At 70.1% G+C, this 20,930-nt stretch carries 16 protein-coding genes; 3 read left to right on the forward strand and 13 right to left on the reverse strand.

Annotation, left to right across the window (positions count from 1 at the left end; all coding sequences use genetic code 11):
* Nucleotides 1–22: 22 nt before the first annotated feature.
* The 3 genes from A4X16_RS03770 to A4X16_RS03780 all read right to left on the reverse strand — a co-directional run bounded on the left by A4X16_RS03770 (nt 23) and on the right by A4X16_RS03780 (nt 6,858).
* Nucleotides 23–4,669: an ExeM/NucH family extracellular endonuclease gene (locus A4X16_RS03770; RefSeq protein WP_067116589.1), complete on the reverse strand. Its 4,647-nt coding sequence runs from the start codon at nt 4,667–4,669 to the stop codon at nt 23–25.
* 256 nt (nt 4,670–4,925) lie between these two features.
* Nucleotides 4,926–5,684, reverse strand: coding sequence for an SURF1 family protein (locus tag A4X16_RS03775; protein WP_082914256.1), 759 nt, complete (start codon nt 5,682–5,684; stop codon nt 4,926–4,928).
* A 58-nt stretch (nt 5,685–5,742) separates the two neighbouring features.
* A complete protein-coding gene (locus tag A4X16_RS03780; RefSeq protein WP_067116595.1) occupies nt 5,743–6,858 on the reverse strand; it encodes a GuaB3 family IMP dehydrogenase-related protein in 1,116 nt (371 codons plus the stop codon).
* Nucleotides 6,859–6,932: 74 nt separating this feature from the next.
* Between A4X16_RS03780 and A4X16_RS03785 the strand changes: the two genes are divergently transcribed.
* Nucleotides 6,933–8,015, forward strand: a complete 1,083-nt coding sequence (locus tag A4X16_RS03785; protein WP_067116598.1) for an FAD-dependent oxidoreductase — start codon at nt 6,933–6,935, stop codon at nt 8,013–8,015.
* A 10-nt stretch (nt 8,016–8,025) separates the two neighbouring features.
* On the opposite strand, the gene A4X16_RS03790 is transcribed toward A4X16_RS03785, so the two are convergent.
* The 10 genes from A4X16_RS03790 to guaB all read right to left on the reverse strand — a co-directional run bounded on the left by A4X16_RS03790 (nt 8,026) and on the right by guaB (nt 18,334).
* Nucleotides 8,026–9,714, reverse strand: coding sequence for an ABC-F family ATP-binding cassette domain-containing protein (locus A4X16_RS03790; RefSeq protein WP_067116602.1), 1,689 nt, complete (start codon nt 9,712–9,714; stop codon nt 8,026–8,028).
* Nucleotides 9,715–9,783: 69 nt separating this feature from the next.
* Nucleotides 9,784–11,571 carry a sensor histidine kinase gene (locus A4X16_RS03795; protein ID WP_067116605.1) on the reverse strand — a complete coding sequence of 596 codons (1,788 nt, stop codon included), beginning with the start codon at nt 11,569–11,571 and terminating at the stop codon, nt 9,784–9,786.
* A complete protein-coding gene (locus A4X16_RS03800; RefSeq protein ID WP_067116608.1) occupies nt 11,568–11,915 on the reverse strand; it encodes a response regulator in 348 nt (115 codons plus the stop codon). The genes A4X16_RS03795 and A4X16_RS03800 overlap by 4 nt, the downstream gene beginning before the upstream one ends.
* Nucleotides 11,912–12,055 carry a hypothetical protein gene (locus tag A4X16_RS18010; RefSeq protein WP_197491765.1) on the reverse strand — a complete coding sequence of 48 codons (144 nt, stop codon included), beginning with the start codon at nt 12,053–12,055 and terminating at the stop codon, nt 11,912–11,914. Before A4X16_RS18010 ends, A4X16_RS03800 begins: the two co-directional genes overlap by 4 nt.
* On the reverse strand, nt 12,052–13,539 hold the full coding sequence (locus tag A4X16_RS03805; RefSeq protein ID WP_067116611.1) for a glycosyltransferase family 2 protein: 1,488 nt from the start codon (nt 13,537–13,539) through the stop codon (nt 12,052–12,054). Before A4X16_RS03805 ends, A4X16_RS18010 begins: the two co-directional genes overlap by 4 nt.
* A complete protein-coding gene (locus tag A4X16_RS03810) occupies nt 13,539–14,252 on the reverse strand; it encodes a PHP domain-containing protein (RefSeq protein ID WP_067116613.1) in 714 nt (237 codons plus the stop codon). The genes A4X16_RS03805 and A4X16_RS03810 overlap by 1 nt, the downstream gene beginning before the upstream one ends.
* Complete coding sequence (locus tag A4X16_RS03815) at nt 14,249–15,238, reverse strand: ATP-grasp domain-containing protein (protein WP_067116616.1); 990 nt, start codon at nt 15,236–15,238, stop codon at nt 14,249–14,251. The genes A4X16_RS03810 and A4X16_RS03815 overlap by 4 nt, the downstream gene beginning before the upstream one ends.
* On the reverse strand, nt 15,238–16,281 hold the full coding sequence (locus tag A4X16_RS03820; RefSeq protein WP_067116619.1) for a response regulator: 1,044 nt from the start codon (nt 16,279–16,281) through the stop codon (nt 15,238–15,240). Before A4X16_RS03820 ends, A4X16_RS03815 begins: the two co-directional genes overlap by 1 nt.
* Before the next feature lie 159 nt (nt 16,282–16,440).
* Nucleotides 16,441–16,755, reverse strand: coding sequence for a DUF2277 domain-containing protein (locus A4X16_RS03825; RefSeq protein ID WP_067116622.1), 315 nt, complete (start codon nt 16,753–16,755; stop codon nt 16,441–16,443).
* Nucleotides 16,756–16,831: 76 nt separating this feature from the next.
* Entirely contained in the window at nt 16,832–18,334 is a 1,503-nt protein-coding gene (gene guaB, locus A4X16_RS03830; RefSeq protein WP_067116625.1) for an IMP dehydrogenase, read from the reverse strand.
* A gap of 338 nt (nt 18,335–18,672) precedes the next feature.
* On the opposite strand from guaB, the gene A4X16_RS03835 reads away from it, so the two are divergent.
* Both A4X16_RS03835 and A4X16_RS03840 read left to right on the forward strand, forming a co-directional pair.
* A complete protein-coding gene (locus A4X16_RS03835) occupies nt 18,673–19,950 on the forward strand; it encodes a branched-chain amino acid ABC transporter permease (protein ID WP_067116673.1) in 1,278 nt (425 codons plus the stop codon).
* A 2-nt stretch (nt 19,951–19,952) separates the two neighbouring features.
* Entirely contained in the window at nt 19,953–20,930 is a 978-nt protein-coding gene (locus A4X16_RS03840) for a branched-chain amino acid ABC transporter permease (protein WP_067116626.1), read from the forward strand.

Raw genomic sequence — 20,930 nt, forward strand, 5'->3', positions numbered from 1 at the left:
CGGCCCTCGACGTCCGATCAGATCAGAACCACCCGTTCAGGAGGTCCCAGAGCCAGTCGATGATGCCGCCGATGATCCCGCCGATGCCTCCGGCGCGGTTGACGGTCACGGTGGCCGTCGCCTCGTCGCCGTCGGCCTGCGAGACGGCCACCGTGTACTTGCCCGGCTGCGTGCTCTTGGGCACCGTCACGGCGCTCGAGAACGTGCCGTCGGCCTTGACCTGGATGGTCCCGACGGTGATCGGCTGACCCTTCTTCGGTCGCAGCTGCACCGTCACGGTCTCGCCCGGCTCGTAGCCCTCGCCCGTGATCTGCAGCTTCTTGCCCGCGGCGACCTTCGAGGAGCCGAGGTCGATGGTGCCCGCGAACTCCGCGGGCTCCTCGCCGGCGATCGCGAACGGCACCTGGACCGTGGTCCCCGTGCTCGGGACCCGCACCGTCAGCAGCTGATCGCCGAAGACACCGCTCGGCACCGTGAAGGTGAGCGCTGCGCGCCCGGCCTCGTCGGTGGTGTCGACCACGGTCGGGTCGACCGTGCCGGTCGCGAGCGTGGCGTCGCCGAGAGACAGCGTCACCTCGCCCGGAGCCGGCTCGCCGCCCGTGAAGGCCAGCGAGGACAGCGAGACGGTGACCTGGTCGCCGGCGCTGTAGCCGTCGGCGTCCGGGGCGCTCACCGCGACTCCGACCGCACGCTGGGCGAGGTCGGGGCTCGCCGTCTTGTTCGCGGCGAACCAGTCCACCATCGACTGCAGGTCGATCTTGCCGGTGTCCCGCTTGCCGTCACCCTCACGGAAGGTGAAGAAGTTGTCCCCACCCGCGGCGAGGAACGAGTTCGCCGCGACCGTGTACTCGGCTGCCGGGTCGATCGGGGTGCCGTTCAGGGTGATCGAGGTGATTCGCGATCCCTGAGCGGCGGCCGGGTCGTAGGTGTAGACGAGGCCCTCGGAGACGCCGAGCTTGAGGAAGGGCCTGGCGGCGCCCGCAGGCTGCCACTGCTCCTCCAGCACTCCCTTGAGCTCTGCACCGGTCAGCGTGAGCGTCACGAGGGTGTTGGCGAACGGCTGGACCGTCGCCGCCTCGCGATAGGTGACGTTGCCCGCCGGATCGTTCGCGTTCGACGAGGCGTAGGTGAGGTTCGCGCGGATGCCGCCCGGGTTCATGAGCGCGATGTCGGCACCCGTGGACCACTTCTGCACGTCCGCCACGAAGTTGCCGATCGTGGACTCGCCACCCCGGTTCTCCGAGCCGTTCGCCTGACGGGCGCGGTTGAAGTCGGCGGTGATGTCCCCGACCTTGACCGCTCCGAGCACATCGGCGTCGGCCTTCGCCTTCGCCACGATCTCCGCGACCTCCGGAACGGCCGGGTACTGCGCGACACCGCCGACGACGAGCGGCTTGATCTCGTTGGTGATCGAGAGCAGCTCCTTGGTGGTCGGGTCGACCTGGATGTTCATCAGGCCGAGGTTCTCGCCGTACTGGCCGGCCGAGATCACCGGGCGTCCGTCGATCACGTGGTTGTAAGGGAGGTGCGTGTGCGCCGAGACGATGGCGTTCACATCGTCGTCGACCCCGTAGACGATCTCGCCCAGGGGGGTCTCGGGGGTGATCGTCGAGAGCTCCGTGCTCGCGGCGCCCTCGTGCACGAGGAGGATGACGACGTCAGCCTCTCCATTGGAGGCGTCGCCGTCGCGCAGGTCGTCGGCCACGGCGTTCACCGAGTCGACGATGCTGCGCACCTCGAGGTCGGCGATCCCCTCCGGGGACACGAGCGAGTCGAGATCCTCCGTGACGGCGCCCACGAATCCGACGCGAACACCGTCGAGCTCCTTCACCCAGGCGGGAGCGAGCGCGGGCTCGCCCGTCTCGGTGACGAAGACGTTCGACGAGATGTACTTCCAGTCCGCGCGGTCCTGCACGCGATCGCGCAGGTCCTCCCAGCCCTGGTCGAACTCGTGGTTGCCGGCGGCGCTGACGTCGAGACCGGCGGCGTTCAGCGCGTCGATCGTCGGGTTGTCGTCGTTGATGAAGGAGGTGAACGTCGATGCGCCGATCAGGTCGCCGGCGCCGGCGAAGATCGTGTTCGGGTTCGCCTCGCGGAACTGCTGGACCGCTCCGGCGACGACCGCCGCGCCGGCGGATGCGCCGTCGGCCTCGATGCGCCCGTGGAAGTCGTTCATCGTGGCCACGTCGATGCTCACCGGCGGGATCTCGGAGTCGACGCCCACGACGATCGGGTCGTGGTCGCTCGAGCGGAACGGCGTGCCCGCCTCGGTGGCTCCGAACGCGTAGCCGCGGTCGCTCCACTCCGGCGAGTTGATGCTCCACACCCCGCCGCCCGTGATCGATGCCGAGAGCGACGGCGACGCCAGCACGTGGTCGAGGGAGCCGAGCTCGCCGTCGAACGTGTAGGTGTACTGCCCCGGAGCCTTCTCCGGTGCGACGTCGCTCCAGCCGGCGGTCGTGAGGACCTCGATCGGGTCCTCCTTCGCGTAGGAGTTGAAGTCGCCGATGAGCAGCATGTCGCTGCTGCCCGTGGTCTCCTCAATCTCCTCGGTGAAGCCCAGGAGGGAGTTCGCCTGCGCGACGCGGTCGGCGTTGAAGAAGCCCTGGCCGTCGGCCGGCTCCGCTCCGCCGCCCTCGGGTGCGGACTTCGACTTGAAGTGGTTCGAGACCACGGTCACGACGCGACCGTCGATGTCGAACGCCTGGGCGATCGGCTCGCGGGCGTTGCCCCACACCGTCTCATCGGTCACGGTGAGGCTGTCGCCGACCGTGCTGACGGCATCCTTCTTGTAGATGATGGCGTTCGTGATGAAGTCCGTCGTCGCGGCGTCGTTCAGCTCATCGGGCGTGCGGACGTAGTCCCACTCCTCGCTCCCGAGGTCGTCGTTGAGGCCGTCCACGAGGTCGGCGACCGCCTCGTCGATCGAGCCGCCGAGCTTGACCGAGTTCTCGATCTCCATCAGGGAGACGATCTCCGCGCCGAGGCCGTTGATCGCCGCGACGATCTTCGACTTCTGGATCTCGAACTGCGCGGCGTTCGCCGCACCGCGCGCGTTGGGGTTCTCGCTCTTCAACGTCGTGAAGTAGTTGAAGACGTTGAACGATGCGACCTGCACGTCGCCGCCGACCTCGGGCGCCGCGTCGGCGCGCGGGTTGGTCGACGTGAACGTCGCCTTTTCATCGGCGGGCGTCGTGCTGTCGATCGGGACGACCGGCTGCAGACGCCAGTCGTCGAACCCGTACTGCAGCACGTAGCCGCGGTCTGCGAAGTCGACGGTGTCGCCGTTGCGGACGACCTGGTCCTTCGTGAAGTACGGCTGGTCGCCCGGGTGAGCGTTGTTGGTCACCTGGATCGACCACGCGTCGTCGAGCAGGATGCGGTTCGCGCGGTTCGCTGCGGCGATCGCGGCGGCCTCGTCCCCCGGGCGGGCGGCCTCCGTGCTCTTGACGTTGAGGTCGTCGCCGGCGTTCAGCCACAGCGTGCCGAAGTTGTAGAGCTGGTGACTCGAGGCCAGGCGATAGGTGCCGGTCGGCGCGACGTACATGTTCTCGTACTGCTCGCGATCGGCGCCCACGACCGTGTCGGGAAGCGGAGTGATCTCGGGGACGCCGACGCCCGCCTGCACGACCGACACGCCGGCGAGCGACGACGGGTCGATCTGCGTCTGGCCGAAGTACTCGCTCACCGAGCCGGTGACCGAGACCAGGTCCCCGATCTCGAGGGTCGGCGCCAGCGCGTTGAGGTAGACGAACACACCGTCGGACGCGCCGGGGGTCGCGTCGGTCTCGCCGCCCGATCCCTGCGTCTGGATCACGATGCCCTTGTAGCCGCCGGTGCGGTGGTCGGCGGTGACGACGCCCTCGACCGTGACCGTCTGGCCGTTCAGCGGCGACACGTCGGCGGTGCTGCCCTGGACCTCGGCGATGGAGGTCACGGTGGGCTCGGGCTCGGGCTCCGGCTCCGGCTCCGGCTCGACGCCGCCTCCGGAGTTCTGCGGGGTGATGGAGGCCGAGAGCGTGAAGTCCGCACGGTTGTCATCGGTGTCGACCCCGCCGGTGCGGTTCAGCGACTTCACGTCGGTGTTGCCCGTCGGAGACGTCGCCGCTGCGGTCTCGAACGTGTTCGAGGTGCCATAGCCGAGCACGTCGATCACGCCGTCGACTCCGGTGACCGAGCCGGGCGCGAGGGTCACGGCCGCCGTGCCCTCGACGAGAGCGAGGGTCCCGTTGGTGCCGCTCGGGTTGAGGGTGCCGACGGCGTCGGCCGTTGGCAGCGCCGCGCCGTTCGCACCGTTGCTGCCGCCCTGAACGAGGTAGTACCCGCCGGCGGGGATGCTGCCCGTCAGCGGCGCGACGCCGTTGGAGGAGCCCGTCCCGGTCGCCGACCGGTACTGCAGCGACAGGCCGTCGAGCGGGATCGCGGCGGAGGTCGGGTTATACAGCTCGACGAACTTGTTCGTGAACGCGGCTCCGGCGCTGCCTCCGGAGAGGTACGCCTCGTTGATCACCACCCCCGTGCCTGCGACATCGGCGGAGGCGGGCGCGGCGATCAGGGCGCTGGCGCCCAGAGCGGCGACGCAGGTGGCGGCGAGAGCGCCGAGACGCCCCCGATCTCTGCGAAGGGACGCGGGAACCCGGCGGTTCTCGGCGTCGGGAGCGGACATCATCTGTGTTGTCTCCTCGGTATCGTCTCGGCGGCGGCTCTCGTGGAACCGTGCTGCGCGCGCTCACAGCTCGCGCACATGTGAGCGAGCTTACGGAGCGCCCCGGACATACCTCAACGGAGTTTCCCGATTGGTCACCGAGCGCTCACCGAATGATCCGAGCGCTGTCCGAATGACCGACGCGCACCCCTGACGAAGGTCGAAGAAGCGGACGATCGCCGCTCACGGGAGCATCGGAGTGTGCTCGGATGCGCGAGCGTCAGGTGAGTGCCGAACCCTCGGAGTCCTCGAACTCCTCGACCTCCCGCTCCCAGGCGTCCTTCGCCAGGCGATACCAGAGGTAGAACGCGAAGCCCGCGAAGATCACCCATTCGGCGGCGTAGAAGACGTTGAGCCAGTTCACCGGCGACTGCTCGTCCGGCGCGCGGGAGGCGATGTCCACGAGCCCGTCCGGAGCGGTCGTCGAAGCCAGGTACGGGCGGTAGACGTCGAGCCCGTCGACGTCGCTCCAGCGACTGAGGAGCGCTGCGGGCGACATGCGATCCATCCGCGTCGGGTCGTCGACCGGCGGCACCGACGGTCCCTCGTCGGAGATGAGGCGCCCCGAGACGGAGACCGCCTCACCGTCCGCGTCGGCGTTCAGCTCGTTCGCCACGGCATCCGCCGTCGACCGGTCGGGCGTCCATCCGAGCGCGACCGCGATCGACGTCTGTTCGGCGACACGGAGCTGCCCGGTCACCCAGTAGCCCTCTGCACCGTCGTTGAAACGGCTCGACACGATCAGGAAGTCGCCGGCGACCCAGGTTCCCGAGGTGTCGACCTTCTGCCCGACGAGGGGCTCCGCCAGGTAGGCGCCGGGTGCGACGACGTCCTCGAGGGGTCGCACCTGCTCGGTGATGCCCGGCGGTGGCGGGTCGGTGTCGATGGCGCGCCCGAGCTGCCACTGGCCGAGCCATGCGAAGACGCCGGCGACGACGAGCGAGAACAGGAGCATCCCGATCCATCGCCCCCGGAGCATGACCTCGCGGAGGGTCGGTGGGAACAGAGCGGATGATGTCACGGCGTAGCGGGGGCGCTCAGGCCTCGTAGGGAGCCAGCACGACCTCGACGCGCTGGAACTCCTTGAGATCCGAGTAGCCGGTGGTCGCCATCGACTTGCGGAGGGCGCCGATCAGGTTCGCCGTCCCGTCGGCGACGGGCGCGGGTCCGTACAGGATCTCCTCGAGCGTCCCGATGCCGCCGACCTCGACCCGACGGCCACGGGGGAGCTTCGGGTGGTGGGCCTCGGGGCCCCAGTGGAAGCCGCGACCGGGCGCGTCGGTGGCACGGGCGAGGGCGACGCCGAGCATGACGGCGTCGGCGCCCATCGCGAGCGCCTTCACGACGTCTCCGGACGTGCCGACGCCTCCGTCTGCGATGACGTGCACGTACCGTCCGCCCGACTCGTCGAGGTAGTCGCGGCGGGCGGCCGCGACATCGGAGACGGCCGTCGCCATCGGGGCGTGGATGCCGAGGGTCGCGCGGGTCGTCGACGCCGCTCCCCCGCCGAACCCGACGAGCACGCCGGCCGCGCCCGTGCGCATGAGGTGCAGGGCCGCGGTGTAGGTCGCGGCGCCGCCGACGATGACCGGCACGTCGAGGTCGTAGATGAACTTCTTGAGGTTCAGCGGCTCGTCGACGCTGGACACGTGCTCGGCCGACACGGTGGTGCCGCGAATCACGAACAGATCGACGCCCGCGGCCGCGACGGTGTCGTAGAACTCCTGCGTGCGCTGCGGGGTCAGGGAGCCGGCGACCGTGACCCCGGCCTCACGGATCTCGGCGAGGCGCTGCGTGATGAGCGCGGGCTTGATCGGCTCGGAGTACAGCTGCTGCATCCGCACCGTCGCCTTGTCGTCGCTGAGACCGGCGATCTCGGCGAGCAGCGGCTCCGGGTTCTCGTACCGGGTCCACAGGCCCTCGAGGTCGAGGACGCCGAGGCCGCCGAGCTGTCCGAGCATGATCGCGGTCTGCGGGCTGACGACGGAGTCCATGGGCGCGCCGAGCACCGGGATGCCGAAGCCGAAGGCATCGATCGTCCATGCGGTCGACACGTCCTCCGGGTTCCGCGTGCGCCGCGAGGGCACCACCGCGATGTCGTCGAACGTGTACGCGCGACGCGCGCGCTTGCCTCGGCCCAGCTCGATCTCCATGGTCACCCCACCAGACTACCGGGCGCGCGGTGCGCTCATCGGCTGGGAGACTGGAAGGGAGATCGGGAGGCAGCATGCCAGCGGATGCCGTGGAGGTCGCCGTCGTCGGCGGCGGGGTGATGGGGCTCGCGACCGCCTGGGAGCTGGCCTCCCGCGGCCTCCGACCGGTGGTGTTCGAGCGGTTCGCCCGGGGCCACCGGCACGGAGCATCGCATGGGGCGACGCGCAACTTCAACAACGCCTACGACGAGGATCACTACCTCGACCTGCTCGTGCGGGCGCACGAGGGCTGGCTCCGACTCGGCTCGGTCGACGGCGAGCCGCTGCTGCGCCTGCACGGTCTCGTGACGCACGGGGAGGTCGGGATCGCGGCGATCGAGCGCCTCCTCGTCGAGCGCGGCATCCACGCCGAGCTGCTCTCGTCCCGCGAGGCGGCATCGCGATGGGCGGGAATGCGGTTCGACGGCGAGGTGCTGTTCTCGCGCGACGCCGGGGTCGCACGAGCATCCGCCGCCCTCCTCGAGCTCGAGCGGCGCATCGTCGCCGCCGACGGCGAGGTGCGCTGGGAGACGCCGGTGCTCGGCATCCGCGAGACCGACTCTGGCGTCGACCTCGAGCTCGCGGGGCGGGCGGTGCACGCCGACGTGGCCGTCGTCACCGTCGGCGCCTGGACGGAGCGGATGCTCCCGTCGATGCGGCTGCCCCGTCTCACGGTCACGGAGGAGTTCCCCGCGCACTTCCGCCCGATCGACGGTTCGGACTGGCCGTCGTTCAACCACTACGTCACTCCGGATGCCTACCCCGCCACCGTCTACGGCATGCCCACCCCGGGAGAGGGCGTGAAGGTCGGCTTCCATCGGGTCGGCGACGAGGTCGACCCGGATGCGCGGCCGCACGCCGTGACGCATGCCGCCGCGCTCTCCGACTACGTGCGCGAGTGGATGCCGGGGCTCGACCCGGCATCCGCCGTGCCCATCAGCTGCACGTACACGTCCACCGACGACAGCGCGTTCGTGCTCGACCGCCGCGGCCGCATCGTGGTGGGTGCGGGGTTCTCCGGACACGGCTTCAAGTTCGCCCCCGGCATCGGCGCCGCGCTCGCGGATCTCGCGGTCGACCCGTCGGCGCTCGCCGCACCGGCGTTCCGCCTGATGTGACCACGGCCGGTCAGCGGGCCCTGGCCACTCTCCGCTCGTCCCAGACGGGCTCGTCCGACTCGTACACGTCGCCGTCGGATCCGAACACGAGGAATCGATCGAACGAGCGCGCGAACCACCGGTCGTGGGTCACCGCGAGCACGGTGCCGTCGAAGCGGGCGAGCGCCTCCTCGAGGGCCTCCGCGGATTCGAGGTCGAGGTTGTCCGTCGGCTCGTCGAGGAGCAGCAGGGACGCCCCGGACAGCTCGAGCAGCAGCACCTGGAACCGGGCCTGCTGCCCTCCCGAGAGGGACTCGAACGTCTGCTGCGCCTGCTTCACGAGGCCGTAGCGGTCGAGGGCCGAGCTCGCGGCGTCGCGCGGCATGCCCGCCCGCCGCTCGTCTCCGCGGTGCAGGATCTCGAGGAGAGTGCGACCGACGAACTCGGGATGCGCATGCGTCTGGGCGAACAGGCCCGGCGCGACCCGCGACCCGAGCACGGCGCGCCCCGAGTGCGAGACCTCGTCGAGCTGCTCGCCCGTCGAGGTGACGTGGCCGAGCGTCGGATCGGGATCGCTGCCGCCCCGCGCCAGAAGGCGCAGGAAGTGCGACTTGCCCGAGCCGTTCGAGCCGAGCACGGCCACGCGGTCGCCGTACCAGACCTCGGCGTCGAACGGCCGCATGAGGCCGGTCAGCTCCAGTCGCTCGACGACGACGGCGCGCTTGCCGGTGCGCGATCCGCGGAGCCGCATGTCGAAGTCCTGCGACGGCGGTCGCTCCTCGGGAGGTCCGGCGTCCTCGAAGCGGCGCAGCCGTGTCTGGGCCGCCTGATACCGCGAGGCGAACCCGTCGTTCGCCGAGGCCTTGACCTTCAGCGTCGCCACGAGCACCCGCAGCTTCTCGTGCTGCTCGTCCCAGCGCCGCCGGAGCTCGTCCAGCCTGTCCATGCGGTCGCTGCGCGCCTGCGTGTACGTCGAGAAGCCCCCGCCGTGCACCCACGCCGCGGCTCCCGCTCCCCCGGGCTCGAGCGTGATCAGCCGGTCGACGGCGTTCGCCAGCAGCTCACGGTCGTGCGACACGAGGAGCACGGTCTTGGGCGTCTGCCGCAGCTGCTCCTCGAGCCACCGCTTGGCGGGGACGTCGAGGTAGTTGTCCGGCTCGTCGAGCAGCAGCACCTCGTCGGGGCCCCGGAGGAGTGCCTCGAGGGCGAGTCGCTTCTGCTCGCCGCCGGAGAGGGTCGTGAGCTCGCGGAAGCGGGCGCGCTCGAACGGCACGCCGAGCGCGGCGACCGTGCACTGGTCCCAGACCGTCTCGTGCTCGTACCCGCCCGCATCCGCGTACTCCGCGATCGCGGAGGCGTAGGCCATCTGCGTGTCGTGCTCGTCGCGCTCGATCAGCGCGTCCTCCGCCTCGACGAGCGCCAGCGCCGCCAGACGGATCCGCCGCGGCGCGACCCTCGTGAGCAGCTCGTGGACGGTCTCCCCCGCCTCGCCGTGACCGACGAACTGATCCATCACGCCGAGGCCGCCGTCGATCGTCACCACGCCGGCGTCGGGGGCGAGATCTCTGCGGATGATCCGCAGCAGCGTCGTCTTCCCCGCCCCGTTCGGTCCGATCAGTGCGCTCGTCGACCCCGTCCCCACCCGGAACGTCACCTCGTCGAGAAGCGGTCTGCCGTCCGGCAGGGTCAGCGAGATCCCTGCGACATCGATGTATCCCACAGCGCGTGGCCGTCCTTCCGCCCGCGTGGCGAGCCGATCAGGATATCAGCACGCGGGCGCGCGGGCGAGTCAGCCGGAACGGGGGACGATCGTGATCGCCTCGGTCCGCGGCGCGGTGGGCAGCAGGATGCGGAACTCCGTGCCCACGCTCTCCTTGCTCGTGACATCCATCGACCCGCCGTGCGCGAGGACGATCGCGCGGGTGATCGTGAGGCCCAGCCCGACACCCGGCACCGCGTTGCGCGTCGCCGTCGAGGCGCGGAAGAAGCGCGTGAAGAGCATGCCCTGCTCGTCCTCCGGGATGCCGACGCCGGTGTCGCGCACCGCGATCTCGACACCGCCATCCGCCTCGCGCACGCTCGCGGTGACCCGCCCTCCGGCAGGCGTGAACTTGATCGCGTTCGAGAGCAGGTTGTCGAGCGCCTGCCCGATGCGGCCGGCGTCGAGCACGAGGCGCACGGGCGACTCCGGCACGTCCGCGACGAGCTCGATGCCCTCGCGCTGCGCGTGCGGGCCCGACGACACGACGGCTGTGCGCACGAGGTCGGCGAGGTCGGCTTCGCCGCGCTCGAGCGGGAACCTGCCGGACTCGACCTGAGCGGTGAAGAGCAGATCCCCGACGAGGTTGAGCAGGCGCTGCGCATTGCGCTCGATGATGCCGACGAACTCCCGCTGGTCGTCGGTCAGCGGCTGGCCCGGATCGTTCTGGAGCAGGTCGAGGAATCCGATGATCGCGCTGAGCGGCGTGCGGAGCTCGTGGGAGATCATGCCCACGAACTCGTCCTTCATCCGAGCGACCTCGACCGCCTTCGTCTCGTCCGTGATCACGAGGAGATAGCCGTGCCGCGCCCCCGACGAGTCCTGGTACGGCGACACCGTGACCCGTGCCGGCACGGACGACCGCCCGACCGTCAGCACGTCGACGTCCGCGAGCACCGAGCGCCCGGAGTCCGCCTCGTCGAACAGCGCGCGCAGTCCCGGGTGCACCTCGTTCGCCGACCGCACCGCACCGCTGTCGGCGAACTGCGTGAGCATCGACGGCTCGAAGAACCGATCGATCCGCACCCCGTCGAGCGCGTCGTCGACGGGCATCCCGAGCAGCCGCACGGCGCCGGGGTTCCAGGCGGTGATGATGCCGCAGTTGTCGGTCGCGACGACGGCCTGACCCGTGATCGAGTTCCACAGACTGGTGAACGACTCGGTGAGCGTCCGGTACTGCGTCTCGCTCGCCCGCAGTCGCTCGAGGATGGTCTCGTTGGCGGCGAGGGCCGCGGAGCGCTCGGCGACATGACCCTCGGCCTGCGAGGTGCGGAAGCGCTGCTGCCGCGAGAGCTCGTTGACGATGGCGCCGACGGTCGCGAAGACGAGGGGGCCGATCACGCCGCGGAGCCACGCGAGGGCGTCCTCCGGCGGATCGAAGAGGTTGGGCATCAGCAGGGCGATCGAGGTGAGGACGCCGACGATGAAGACGTAGCGGATGCCGGGGGCGGCCGCGATCCAGATGACGGGCAGCAGGACGAGCGACGAGAACAGCGACGAGGCGCCGTCGGTGCCCGCACGGAGCGCCCCGATCGCGAGGATGTCGACCATCGGGATCATCATCACGAGCCAGCCGTCGTAGCGGCCTCGCGCCGCGAACACCGCGGCCAGCACCGTCATCGCGCCGACCCCGCCGATCCCGGCGATCGCGGCGGCGATGTTCGTCATCGGGAAATCGGGGATCACCGCGATCAGCAGTGCGGAGATCGCGACCGCGATCGCGGTCGGCCCCTGCTTCATCAGCGGCGTGGGATTGTCGAAGAACCTCCGCCAGCCGCGCTCGAGCGTCGCGGACGCGATCGTCGTCGTCGTGGTCATCGCGGCACGGCCTGCAGGATCCTGCGCAGGTCGGCCCCGCGGATCGGCTTGGGCAGCGCCGCATCCGCCGACGGATAGTCCGCGACATCGAGCACCGAGCTGACGATGAGAAAGCAGCCGGGGAAGCGGCCCTGCACGAGGCGGGCGCAGTCGCGTCCGGAGATGCCGGGCAGCAGAAGGTCGATGATGGCGACGACGGGAGAGATGCCGGGGAACGCCGCGATCGCGGACTCGGCGTCGGCCGCCGCGAAGACGTCGAACCCCTCCCGTTCGAGGTGGCGGCGGAGCAGCGCGGTCTGATCCGCGTCGTCCTCGACGATCAGCGCCAGCGGCGAAGCGCTCATCGCAGCAGCAGCTCTCGCACCACCACGATGACCACGACGACGCCGAGGGAGATCAGCGCCTGCGGGATGAGCCGCTTCTCACGGCGGGCGTCCGCGGCGATCTCCTGCTCCTCCGCGCTGCGCGAGAGTGGTTCCGTCATGCGTCGACCCGTCCGACCTTCTCGGTCTTGATCCAGGCGGCGTCAGCGCGACGCCACTCCTTGATGTACGAGTCCACGGTGATCGCGCAGAGCAGCGAACCGTAGCCGCACACGTACAGCAGCAGGCCGGCGAAGAAGCGTCCGCCGGGCAGCGGCTCGACCGCGCGGGCGAGCCAGATGCCGAGCATCGAGATCGGGCCCCAGAGGTAGAAGATCACGGCCCACACGAACGTCGTCTCGTCCGTCAGGGAGAGGCCCAGCAGGTTCAGCCCGTCTTCGAAGGCCCAGGGGAACAGCGCGATGGCCATGAGGATCAGGGCGCCGAGGCCGGGGAACATCAGGGCCTCGCGCCAGGACTGCCGTCCGATCCGCGGATCGAGCTGCACCGAGTACAGCATCGAGAAGAGGTAGATGCACGCCGCGGCGATCCACATGAACCGGAACACGAACTCGGCGATGTCGCTGTGCAGGAGCAGCAGGATCAGCAGGGCCGTCGCGGCGAGGATCATGAACGCGGGCAGCAGCAGGATGGTGAACCACCCCAGTCCGAACGCGAAGCTGCCCAGGTTGTGGTCGGGGCTCGGGCGGAACCAGAGCTTGCGGTAGATCGAGGTGAGCTGCACGTTGCCGCGAGCCCAGCGCAGACGCTGCTTCCAGAGGCTGTCGATCGTGCGGGGCTCCTCCGCGAGCACCACCGCGTGCGGTTCGAAGACCATCCGTCGGCCCGCCAGCTGACCCTCGAACGTCGTCATCGTGTCCTCGGCGAGCGTCCCGGTGGGGATGCGGCCGCCGATCGCCTCGAGGTTCGCCCGCGAGTGCAGCTGCGCGCCGCCCGCGAGGCAGGCGATGGCACCGCCGACGTTCTGGGTGCGGCGGGCCGAGAGCTGACCGATGACGTACTCGATCGCGATGAAGCGGGTCAGATAGTTGCGGTCGCGACTGCCCTCGGCGATGTAGGCGGTCACGGCCCCGACCTTCTCGTCGGCGAGGTGACGGCTCATCTTCCGCAGCGAGTCACGGGCGAAGATGACGTCGGCGTCCATGATGAGGACCGCCTCGGTCCAGTCGTCCGCGAGGACGACGTCGAGGCCATGGTTGAGGGTGTGCGCCTTGCCCTGGCCGCCCTTGTCCCGTCGCAGGTGCACGACGCGACCCGGATACGCCTGGGCCTTCGCGGCGACCACCTCCGGGGTGTCGTCGGTGGACGCGTCGTCGATCACGAAGATCCGCAGCCGGTCGGCCGGATACTCCAGCTGCAGCAGCCGCTCGATCGCCTGCCCGAGCACGAGGCCCTCGTTCCAGGCGGGGATGAGGACGGCGATCCGAGGGTGGTGCGGCGCCGCGCTGCCGTAGTGGTTGCGGAACGCGTGGATGGGCAGCGCGAGGTACTGCAGGCCGGTGTTGATGACCGGGAGCGTGCCGACGAAGACGCAGATGAGGAGGATCACGACGACGACCGTCTCGATCCAGGTGAGGTCGGGCATCAGGGCTCCTCCGTCCCGTCGAGCAGAGCGGCGACGCGCGTGTAGCGGCCGACGTCCGCGGCGAGGTGGCTGTCGGTGGACGCCACCACTTCTGCGCCTGCCGCGCGCAGAGCACGCAGCGACGGGATGCCGGGGCACCCCCACTTCTCGTTGACCTCGACGAGCGTGTCGGTCTCCGCCGCGGCGCGCGCCCAGGCGGCGGTGCGTTCGGGGCCGAGATCGTCCTCGGAGAGGCCGATCTTGGGCAGGATCGAGAAGCAGTGCGCCAGCTGGTTGCCCGGGTGCTTCCGCATGGTCGCGATGGTCGCCGACACCAGCTGGTCGAGCACGTCATCGCGCGACCAGCCCTCGGCCATCCGCTCGCGCACGGCGGTCGGTCCGAGGGGTCCGTCCGTGCCGGGGAACTGGTGGTCGGCGATCAGGATGCGGTCGATCCCCGTCGGGAGAGCGGGGATGTCCAGCTCGCCCGAGGCGTCGAGGATCTTGGCCTCGACGCCCGTGAGCACGGTGAGCCCCTCGGGGACCCGCAGCGCGCGTACGGCGGCGAGATACTCCGGCACCCAGTCGGTCGAGCGCCGCACGTGATCGACCAGTCGCAGCGTGGTCAGCCCGGCGTCGACGGCGGCCGCCACGTTCTCCGCGAGCGTCGAGACGGCGTCGTCCGAGAACGTGGAGTGGACGTGGTGGTCGCCGAGCAGCGCCGCGTGCGTCACAGCTCCTCCTGATGGCCGGCGTGCGCGGAGACGAGCACGTCGTCGACCTCGACGATCACGTCCTCGAGGAACCTCACGGAGGCGATCTCGCGGAACGGCAGGCGCTGCGGAAGCTCCGAGCCGAGATACAGATCGGCGACGAGAGAGGGGATGTCGACGCCTGCCGCGATCGTGAGCGGGAGCGCCCCGGGGAACCGCGGGTTCACCTCGAGCAGCACGGCGCGTCCGGCCCGATCGCGACGCAGCTGCACGTTCGCGACGCCGACCAGGCCGATGGCCCGCGCGATCGCCGCCGCGGTCTCCTCGAGCTCGGGGTCGTGCACGGTGCGGCCTGCGATGGCGACGCCGGAATCGACGCGGGCGCGCGTGCGGGGCACTGCGGCGACGATCTCGCCCGCCGCGTCGGCGATGACGTCGACCGAGTACTCCTCCCCGGGCAGGAAGTCCTGCACGATGAGGCCCTCGTCCGTCGGGAGGGCGCGCAGCGCCGCGAGGTCGGGCACGAGGCGCACACCCCGGCTGCCGGCGCCCTGCCTCGGCTTGGCGAACGCGGGGAACTCCCAGTCGATCGCCTCGGCGTCCGCCCCGGCGAGCGCGGTGCGCGGAACACGACCGGTCGGCGCGCAGCGCTCGGCCAGCTCGAGCTTGTCGAGGGCGGTGTCGAGGGTCTCCTTCGACGGCGCCGCGAGCACGGCGGGCGCCAGCTCGTCGCGGCGTCCCGCGAGGGCGATGAGCTCGACGTCCACGGTCGAGATCACGAGGTCGAGACGGTCGTCCCTGACCATCCGGGCGATCGCCGGGACGAAGTCGTCGTCGCGCCCCGGGGGCACGAGGCGGCGCCGGTCGGCAGGGACGAGATAGATCCCGCTCGCCCAGCCGTCCATGTCGGCGGCGAAGACGTCGAGGTCGGGGCGACGCAGGAGCGAGCGGATCACCGCGACGCCGGCGGGCCCTCCCGCGCCTGTCACCAGTACGCGCGCGGTCATCAGCTCTCCCGCCGTGTGAGCTCGTGGGCGCCGATGAACTCGGCGGTCTCGCGGACGACCTCGAGCGGCTCCACGGCCGCTCCTCCTCCGAAGCGCGACCAGTAGCGTGCGGTCGCGGTCACGAAGTCCGGTTCGAGGTAGTCGCGGGTGGCCGTCTGCGAGCCGAAGCACTCGAGCAGCCGGAGCTTGCGCTCGAGGAACGAGTCGATCCGCACGAATCGCGTCGGGCGGAAGTCGATCGTCGACGAGGGGCTCTGATAGCAGGCGACGGTGCCCACGCGTCGGGTCGCGACGACCGTGGCCTCGCTGACGGCGCGGTGGTCCTGGTGGCGGTCGTGCGTCGAGTGCGTGTAGACGATCGTCGGCTGGACCTCCCGCACGACCTCCTCGATGAGACGCACGGTGGCGCCGCCGCCGGAGATCTCGGTGTCGATGAGGTCCTTGACGAACAGGCGTGCGCCGAGCAGATCCGCGGCGGCCAGCGACTCGTGCTGGCGGCTGTCGGCGTCTCCCCCGCGCGCGCCGCGCGACAGCGTGAGGATCGTGATCGCGTCCCCCGCCTGGGCGTGCGCCGACAGGATGCCGCCCACGCCGATCTCCACGTCGTCGGGATGGGCGCCGATCGCGAGGACGACGTCCTTGGGGCGGCTCGCCTCGCGGCGCGCACGGCCCTCCTCCGCCAGACGCGTGACCGCCTCGACGAGGCGCGCGTTGTCGAGCGGCTTGGTGAGGAACTCGTCGGCCTGCGCCCGCAGGGCCGAGACCGCGTACTCGACCGAGACGTGCGCCGTCATGACGATCACGGGCACCAGCGGATCGCTGCGACGCAGCTCCGCCAGCAGCTCGAGGCCGTCGAGCCCCGGCATCTCGATGTCGGTCACGACGACGTCGGGTGCGAACTCGGGCAGAGCGTCGACGGCCGCGCGGCCGTCGCCCGCGGTGCGGACCTCGCAGCCCGCGCGTCGCTGGAGCACGGTCTTCACGAGCAGGGCGACATCGGGGTCATCGTCGACGACGAGTACCCGGGGCGCATCCTGGGGCATATCTGCGGCTCTCCATGGGGAAGTCCCCGCCGGTGGGTGACCGGCGTGCCGTCCCCTGCGCCCTTCGCGCCGGGAACTCGAGGGGAAGTCGAGCGGTTATCTCTAAATACTGGCATACCAGCAGACGGGCGCGCCTCTGCGGGATCCGCCACGCGGCGATCACGCCGGCGCGCGCGCCGCGCGCTTCTCCTGCTGGTACACGCGGATCGCCTCGTACCGCTCCGCCGATCGCGCACGGCGCTTGGTCGCCTCGAGCTCGCGGTCCTTGCGCGGCGCCGACGTGGTCAGCCCGTCGATCAGCTCTCTGGTCGCGCGGGCGATCTCGTCGACGGCGTGATCGAACACCGCCTGGTTCGCCCGCGACGGCGCCGTCGATCCCGAGATCTTGCGCACGAACTGCAGGGCGGCGTCGTGGCATTCGTCGTCGGTGGCGGCGGGTTCGAGGTTGTTCAGGGGCACGATGTTGCGGCACATACCCGCACGGTACGCCCCGTCGCGGACATGCGGAAGGGACCGGATGCCGTGGCGTCCGGTCCCTTCCGCATGATCCTCAGCGCTTGTAGTTGGGCGCCTCGACCACGATCTGCACATCGTGCGGGTGCGACTCCTTGAGCCCGGCCGCCGTGATGCGGACGAAGCGGCCGCGGGTCTTGAGCTCCTCGATCGTGCGCGCGCCGACGTAGAACATCGACTGACGGAGTCCGCCGACCAGCTGGTAGGCCACCGCGGAGACCGGGCCGCGATACGGGACCTGGCCCTCGATGCCCTCGGGGATCAGCTTGTCGTCGCTTGGGACGTCCGCCTGGAAGTAGCGGTCCTTCGAGTAGGACGTCTGCTTGCCGCGCGTCTGCATGGCGCCGAGCGATCCCATTCCGCGGTACTGCTTGAACTGCTTGCCGGACTGGAAGACGATCTCGCCCGGCGACTCGTCGGTGCCGGCGAGGAGCGAGCCGAGCATGACGGCGTCCGCGCCCGCGACGAGCGCCTTCGCGATGTCGCCCGAGTACTGCAGGCCGCCGTCCGCGATCACCGGGATGCCGGCGGGGCGCGCGGCGAGCGACGCCTCGTACACGGCGGTGACCTGCGGCACGCCGACGCCGGCGACGACGCGGGTGGTGCAGATGGATCCCGGGCCGACGCCGACCTTGACGGCGTCGACGCCCGCATCGACGAGCGCCTGCGCGCCCTCGCGGGTCGCGACGTTGCCGCCGATCACGTCGATGTGCGCGAAGCTCTCGTCGGCCTTGAGGCGGGTGACGAGGTCGATGACGCCCTGCGACTGGCCGTTCGCGGTGTCCACGACGAGCACGTCGACTCCGGCGTCGCGGAGCGCCTCCGCGCGCTCCCAGGCGTCGCCGAAGAATCCGATGGCCGCGCCCACGCGCAGCCGGCCCTGGTCGTCCTTCGTGGCGAGCGGATACTTCTCGCTCTTGTCGAAGTCCTTGATGGTGATGAGACCCGCGAGCTTGCCCTCGTCGTCGATGAGCGGCAGCTTCTCGACGCGGTGCTTGGCGAACAGCGCGATGACCTCGCCCGCGGCGACGCCGACCGGGGCCGTGACCAGCCCCTCCGAGGTCATGACGTCCTTCACGAACGTCGTCTGGCGCTCGAAGCCCGAGACGAAGCGCATGTCGCGGTTGGTGACGATGCCGACGAGGCGGCCGTCGGGGTCGACCACGGGAAGGCCGGAGATGCGGTACTTGGCGCAGAGCGCGTCGACCTCCTCGACCGTGGCGTCGGGGGTCGTCGTGATGGGATCGGTGATCATGCCCGACTCGCTGCGCTTCACGCGGTCGACGTGCGCGGCCTGGTCGGCGATCGAGAGGTTGCGGTGCAGGATGCCGATGCCGCCCTCGCGTGCCATGGCGATCGCCATGCGCGACTCGGTGACGGTGTCCATCGCGCTGGACAGCAGGGGGGTCGCGACCGAGATCCGGCGAGTGATCCGCGACGAGGTGTCCGCCTCGCTGGGGATGACGTCGGTGTGCCCCGGGAGGAGCAGCACATCGTCGTACGTGAGTCCGACGAAGCCGAAGGGGTCGTGCTGGTCCATGGATTGTCCTCCTGCGGGCGCGATCTGGGGCGAGGTGTACCAATTCTAAGCGTCGCGACCCTGGGGAAATTCCCGGCGGATGCCGGCATACCGCACGCCGCGACCGGCCCTCGGGGCGCGCATCGCGCAACTTCGTGATGGGATCGTTCTCACCGTGAGCAGATCGTGCCTTGGTTGAAACAGAGCCGACACATTACGCTCATACCGTCGTACATCAGGGCCGATGAACAACCCGGTCATGGTCTGTGTACTCGACTGGAGGTTCTGTGAGTCCGACGATCTCGGCGAATCGAAGCGGAAAGCGGTGGGCTGTCGCCCTGCTCGCTGCGCTCCTCGCCATGGCATTCCTCTGGGTGCAGCCACCCGCATCCGCCTCTGCGGAGGAGACCGACGACGGTCAGGAGGTCACCGACTTCTACTTCGCGGGCGTGATCACCTTCGAGGACGAGCCCGTCGAGGGCGTCGTCATGACGATCGAGGGCGGCGGCTTCGAGGGCGAGACCGAGACGGACGCCGAGGGCAAGTGGCGCCTGTACGTCCCCGAGAAGGAGACGTACACCCTCACGGTCGACGAGGACACCCTCCCCGACGGCGTCATCGTCGACGCCGCGCAGCTGCCGGAGGGCACGCAGCCGATCTCGGGCACCACGGCGTCGTTCGAGGTCGAGTTCGGCCTCACCGGCACGAAGATCCTCAACCTCTTCCTCGGCGAAGGCGAGCGCATCACCGTCTCGTTCGCGGATCAGCTCCTCTCGCGCCTCGTGGGAGGTCTGAACTTCGGTCTCCTGCTCGCACTCGCGTCGATGGGCGCCGCGCTGATCTACGGCACGACCCGCCTGTCGAACTTCGCTCACGCCGAGATGGTGACCTGGGGCGGACTCGTGGCGCTGGTCACCACGAGCTTCTGGCACCTGCCGCTGTGGCTCGGCATCGCGGCGGCGGTGATCGGCGGCGGCCTGTTCGGCTGGGCCATGGATGCCGGACTCTGGCGTCCGCTGCGCCGCCGAGGTCTCGGTGTGGTGCAGCTCATGATCGTCAGCATCGGCCTCTCCCTCGCGCTGCGGTACGTGTTCCAGTACTTCATCGGAGGCGGCACGCGGCAGCTCCCGGGTGCGAGCCCCGAGCCGATCCAGTTCGGACCGATCTCGCTCTCCTACATCGACATGATCGCGATGGCCGTCAGCATCGTCGTGATCCTCGGCGTGGCCTGGTTCCTGACCCGCACCCGCATCGGCAAGGCCACCCGCGCCATCTCGGACAACCCGCAGCTCGCCGCGGCGTCCGGCATCGACGTCGACCGGGTGATCCGCATCGTCTGGATCCTCGCCGGCGTCCTGGCCGCGATCTCCGGCATCCTGTGGGCGTACTTCCGCCCCGGCGTGAAGTGGGACATGGGCGTGCAGATGCTGCTGCTCATCTTCGCCGCGATCACGCTCGGCGGCCTCGGCACCGCGTTCGGCGCCCTCGTCGGCTCGCTGATCGTCGGCATCGCCGTCGAGGTCTCGACGCTGTGGATCCCCTCCGACCTCAAGTACGCGAGCGCCCTCGTCGTCCTGATCGTCATCCTCCTGGTCAGGCCCCAGGGTCTGCTCGGACGCAAGGAAAGGCTGGGCTGACGATGGACTTCGGAAGCATCTTCTCCAACACCGCGGTCTACCTGATCAGCCCGGTCACGATCGCCTACGCCCTCGCGGCCACGGGCCTCGCGGTGCACTTCGGCTACGCGGGCCTGCTGAACTTCGGCATGGCCGCGTTCATGGCGATCGGCGGCTACGGGTACGCGATCTCGGTGCTCACCTTCGGTCTGCCCTGGTGGATCGGCATGCTGATCGGCCTGATCGGCGGCGCGGTGTTCGCCATCATCCTCGGCATCCCGACCCTGCGGCTGCGTGCCGACTATCTCGCCATCGCGACCATCGCCGCGGGTGAGATCGTGCGCCTCCTGTTCACGACGCAGCTCTTCGACGAGTACACCAACTCGGCGGACGGCCTCGCGCAGTTCAACGGCGGATTCCGCGATGCGAACCCGTTCCCGGAGGGCACCTACGGATTCGGTCCGTGGACGCTCACGGCGAACGATCTGTGGAACCGCGTCTTCGGCATCATCGTCCTGGCGATCGCGGTGCTCCTCGTGTGGGCGCTCATGCGCAGCCCGTGGGGACGGGTGCTCAAGGGCATCCGCGAAGACGAGGACGCCGTGCGGTCGCTCGGGAAGAACGTGTTCGCGTACAAGCTGCAGGCGCTCGTCGTCGGCGGCATCATCGGCGCCGCCGGCGGGATCGTGTTCGTCCTCCCCTCGGCCGTCGTCCCCGGCAGTTACACGACGTCGCTCACGTTCTTCCTGTGGACCATCCTGCTGCTCGGCGGGGCGGCGACGGTGCTCGGCCCGACGCTCGGCGCGGTGCTGTTCTGGGTCGTCTTCGCCTTCCTGGCGAACCTGCTCCCGGCCATGGCGAAGGCCGGCATCCTGCCGATGTCCGACAGCCAGGCCTCGACGCTCGTGTTCGTCTTCGTCGGAGTGGCGCTCATGCTGCTCGTGATCTTCCGCCCGCAGGGCATCCTCGGAGACAAGAGGGAGATGACCTTTGTCAAGTGA

The sequence above is a fragment of the Microbacterium sp. H83 genome (genome assembly GCF_001650405.1).
Lineage (GTDB): Bacteria > Actinomycetota > Actinomycetes > Actinomycetales > Microbacteriaceae > Microbacterium.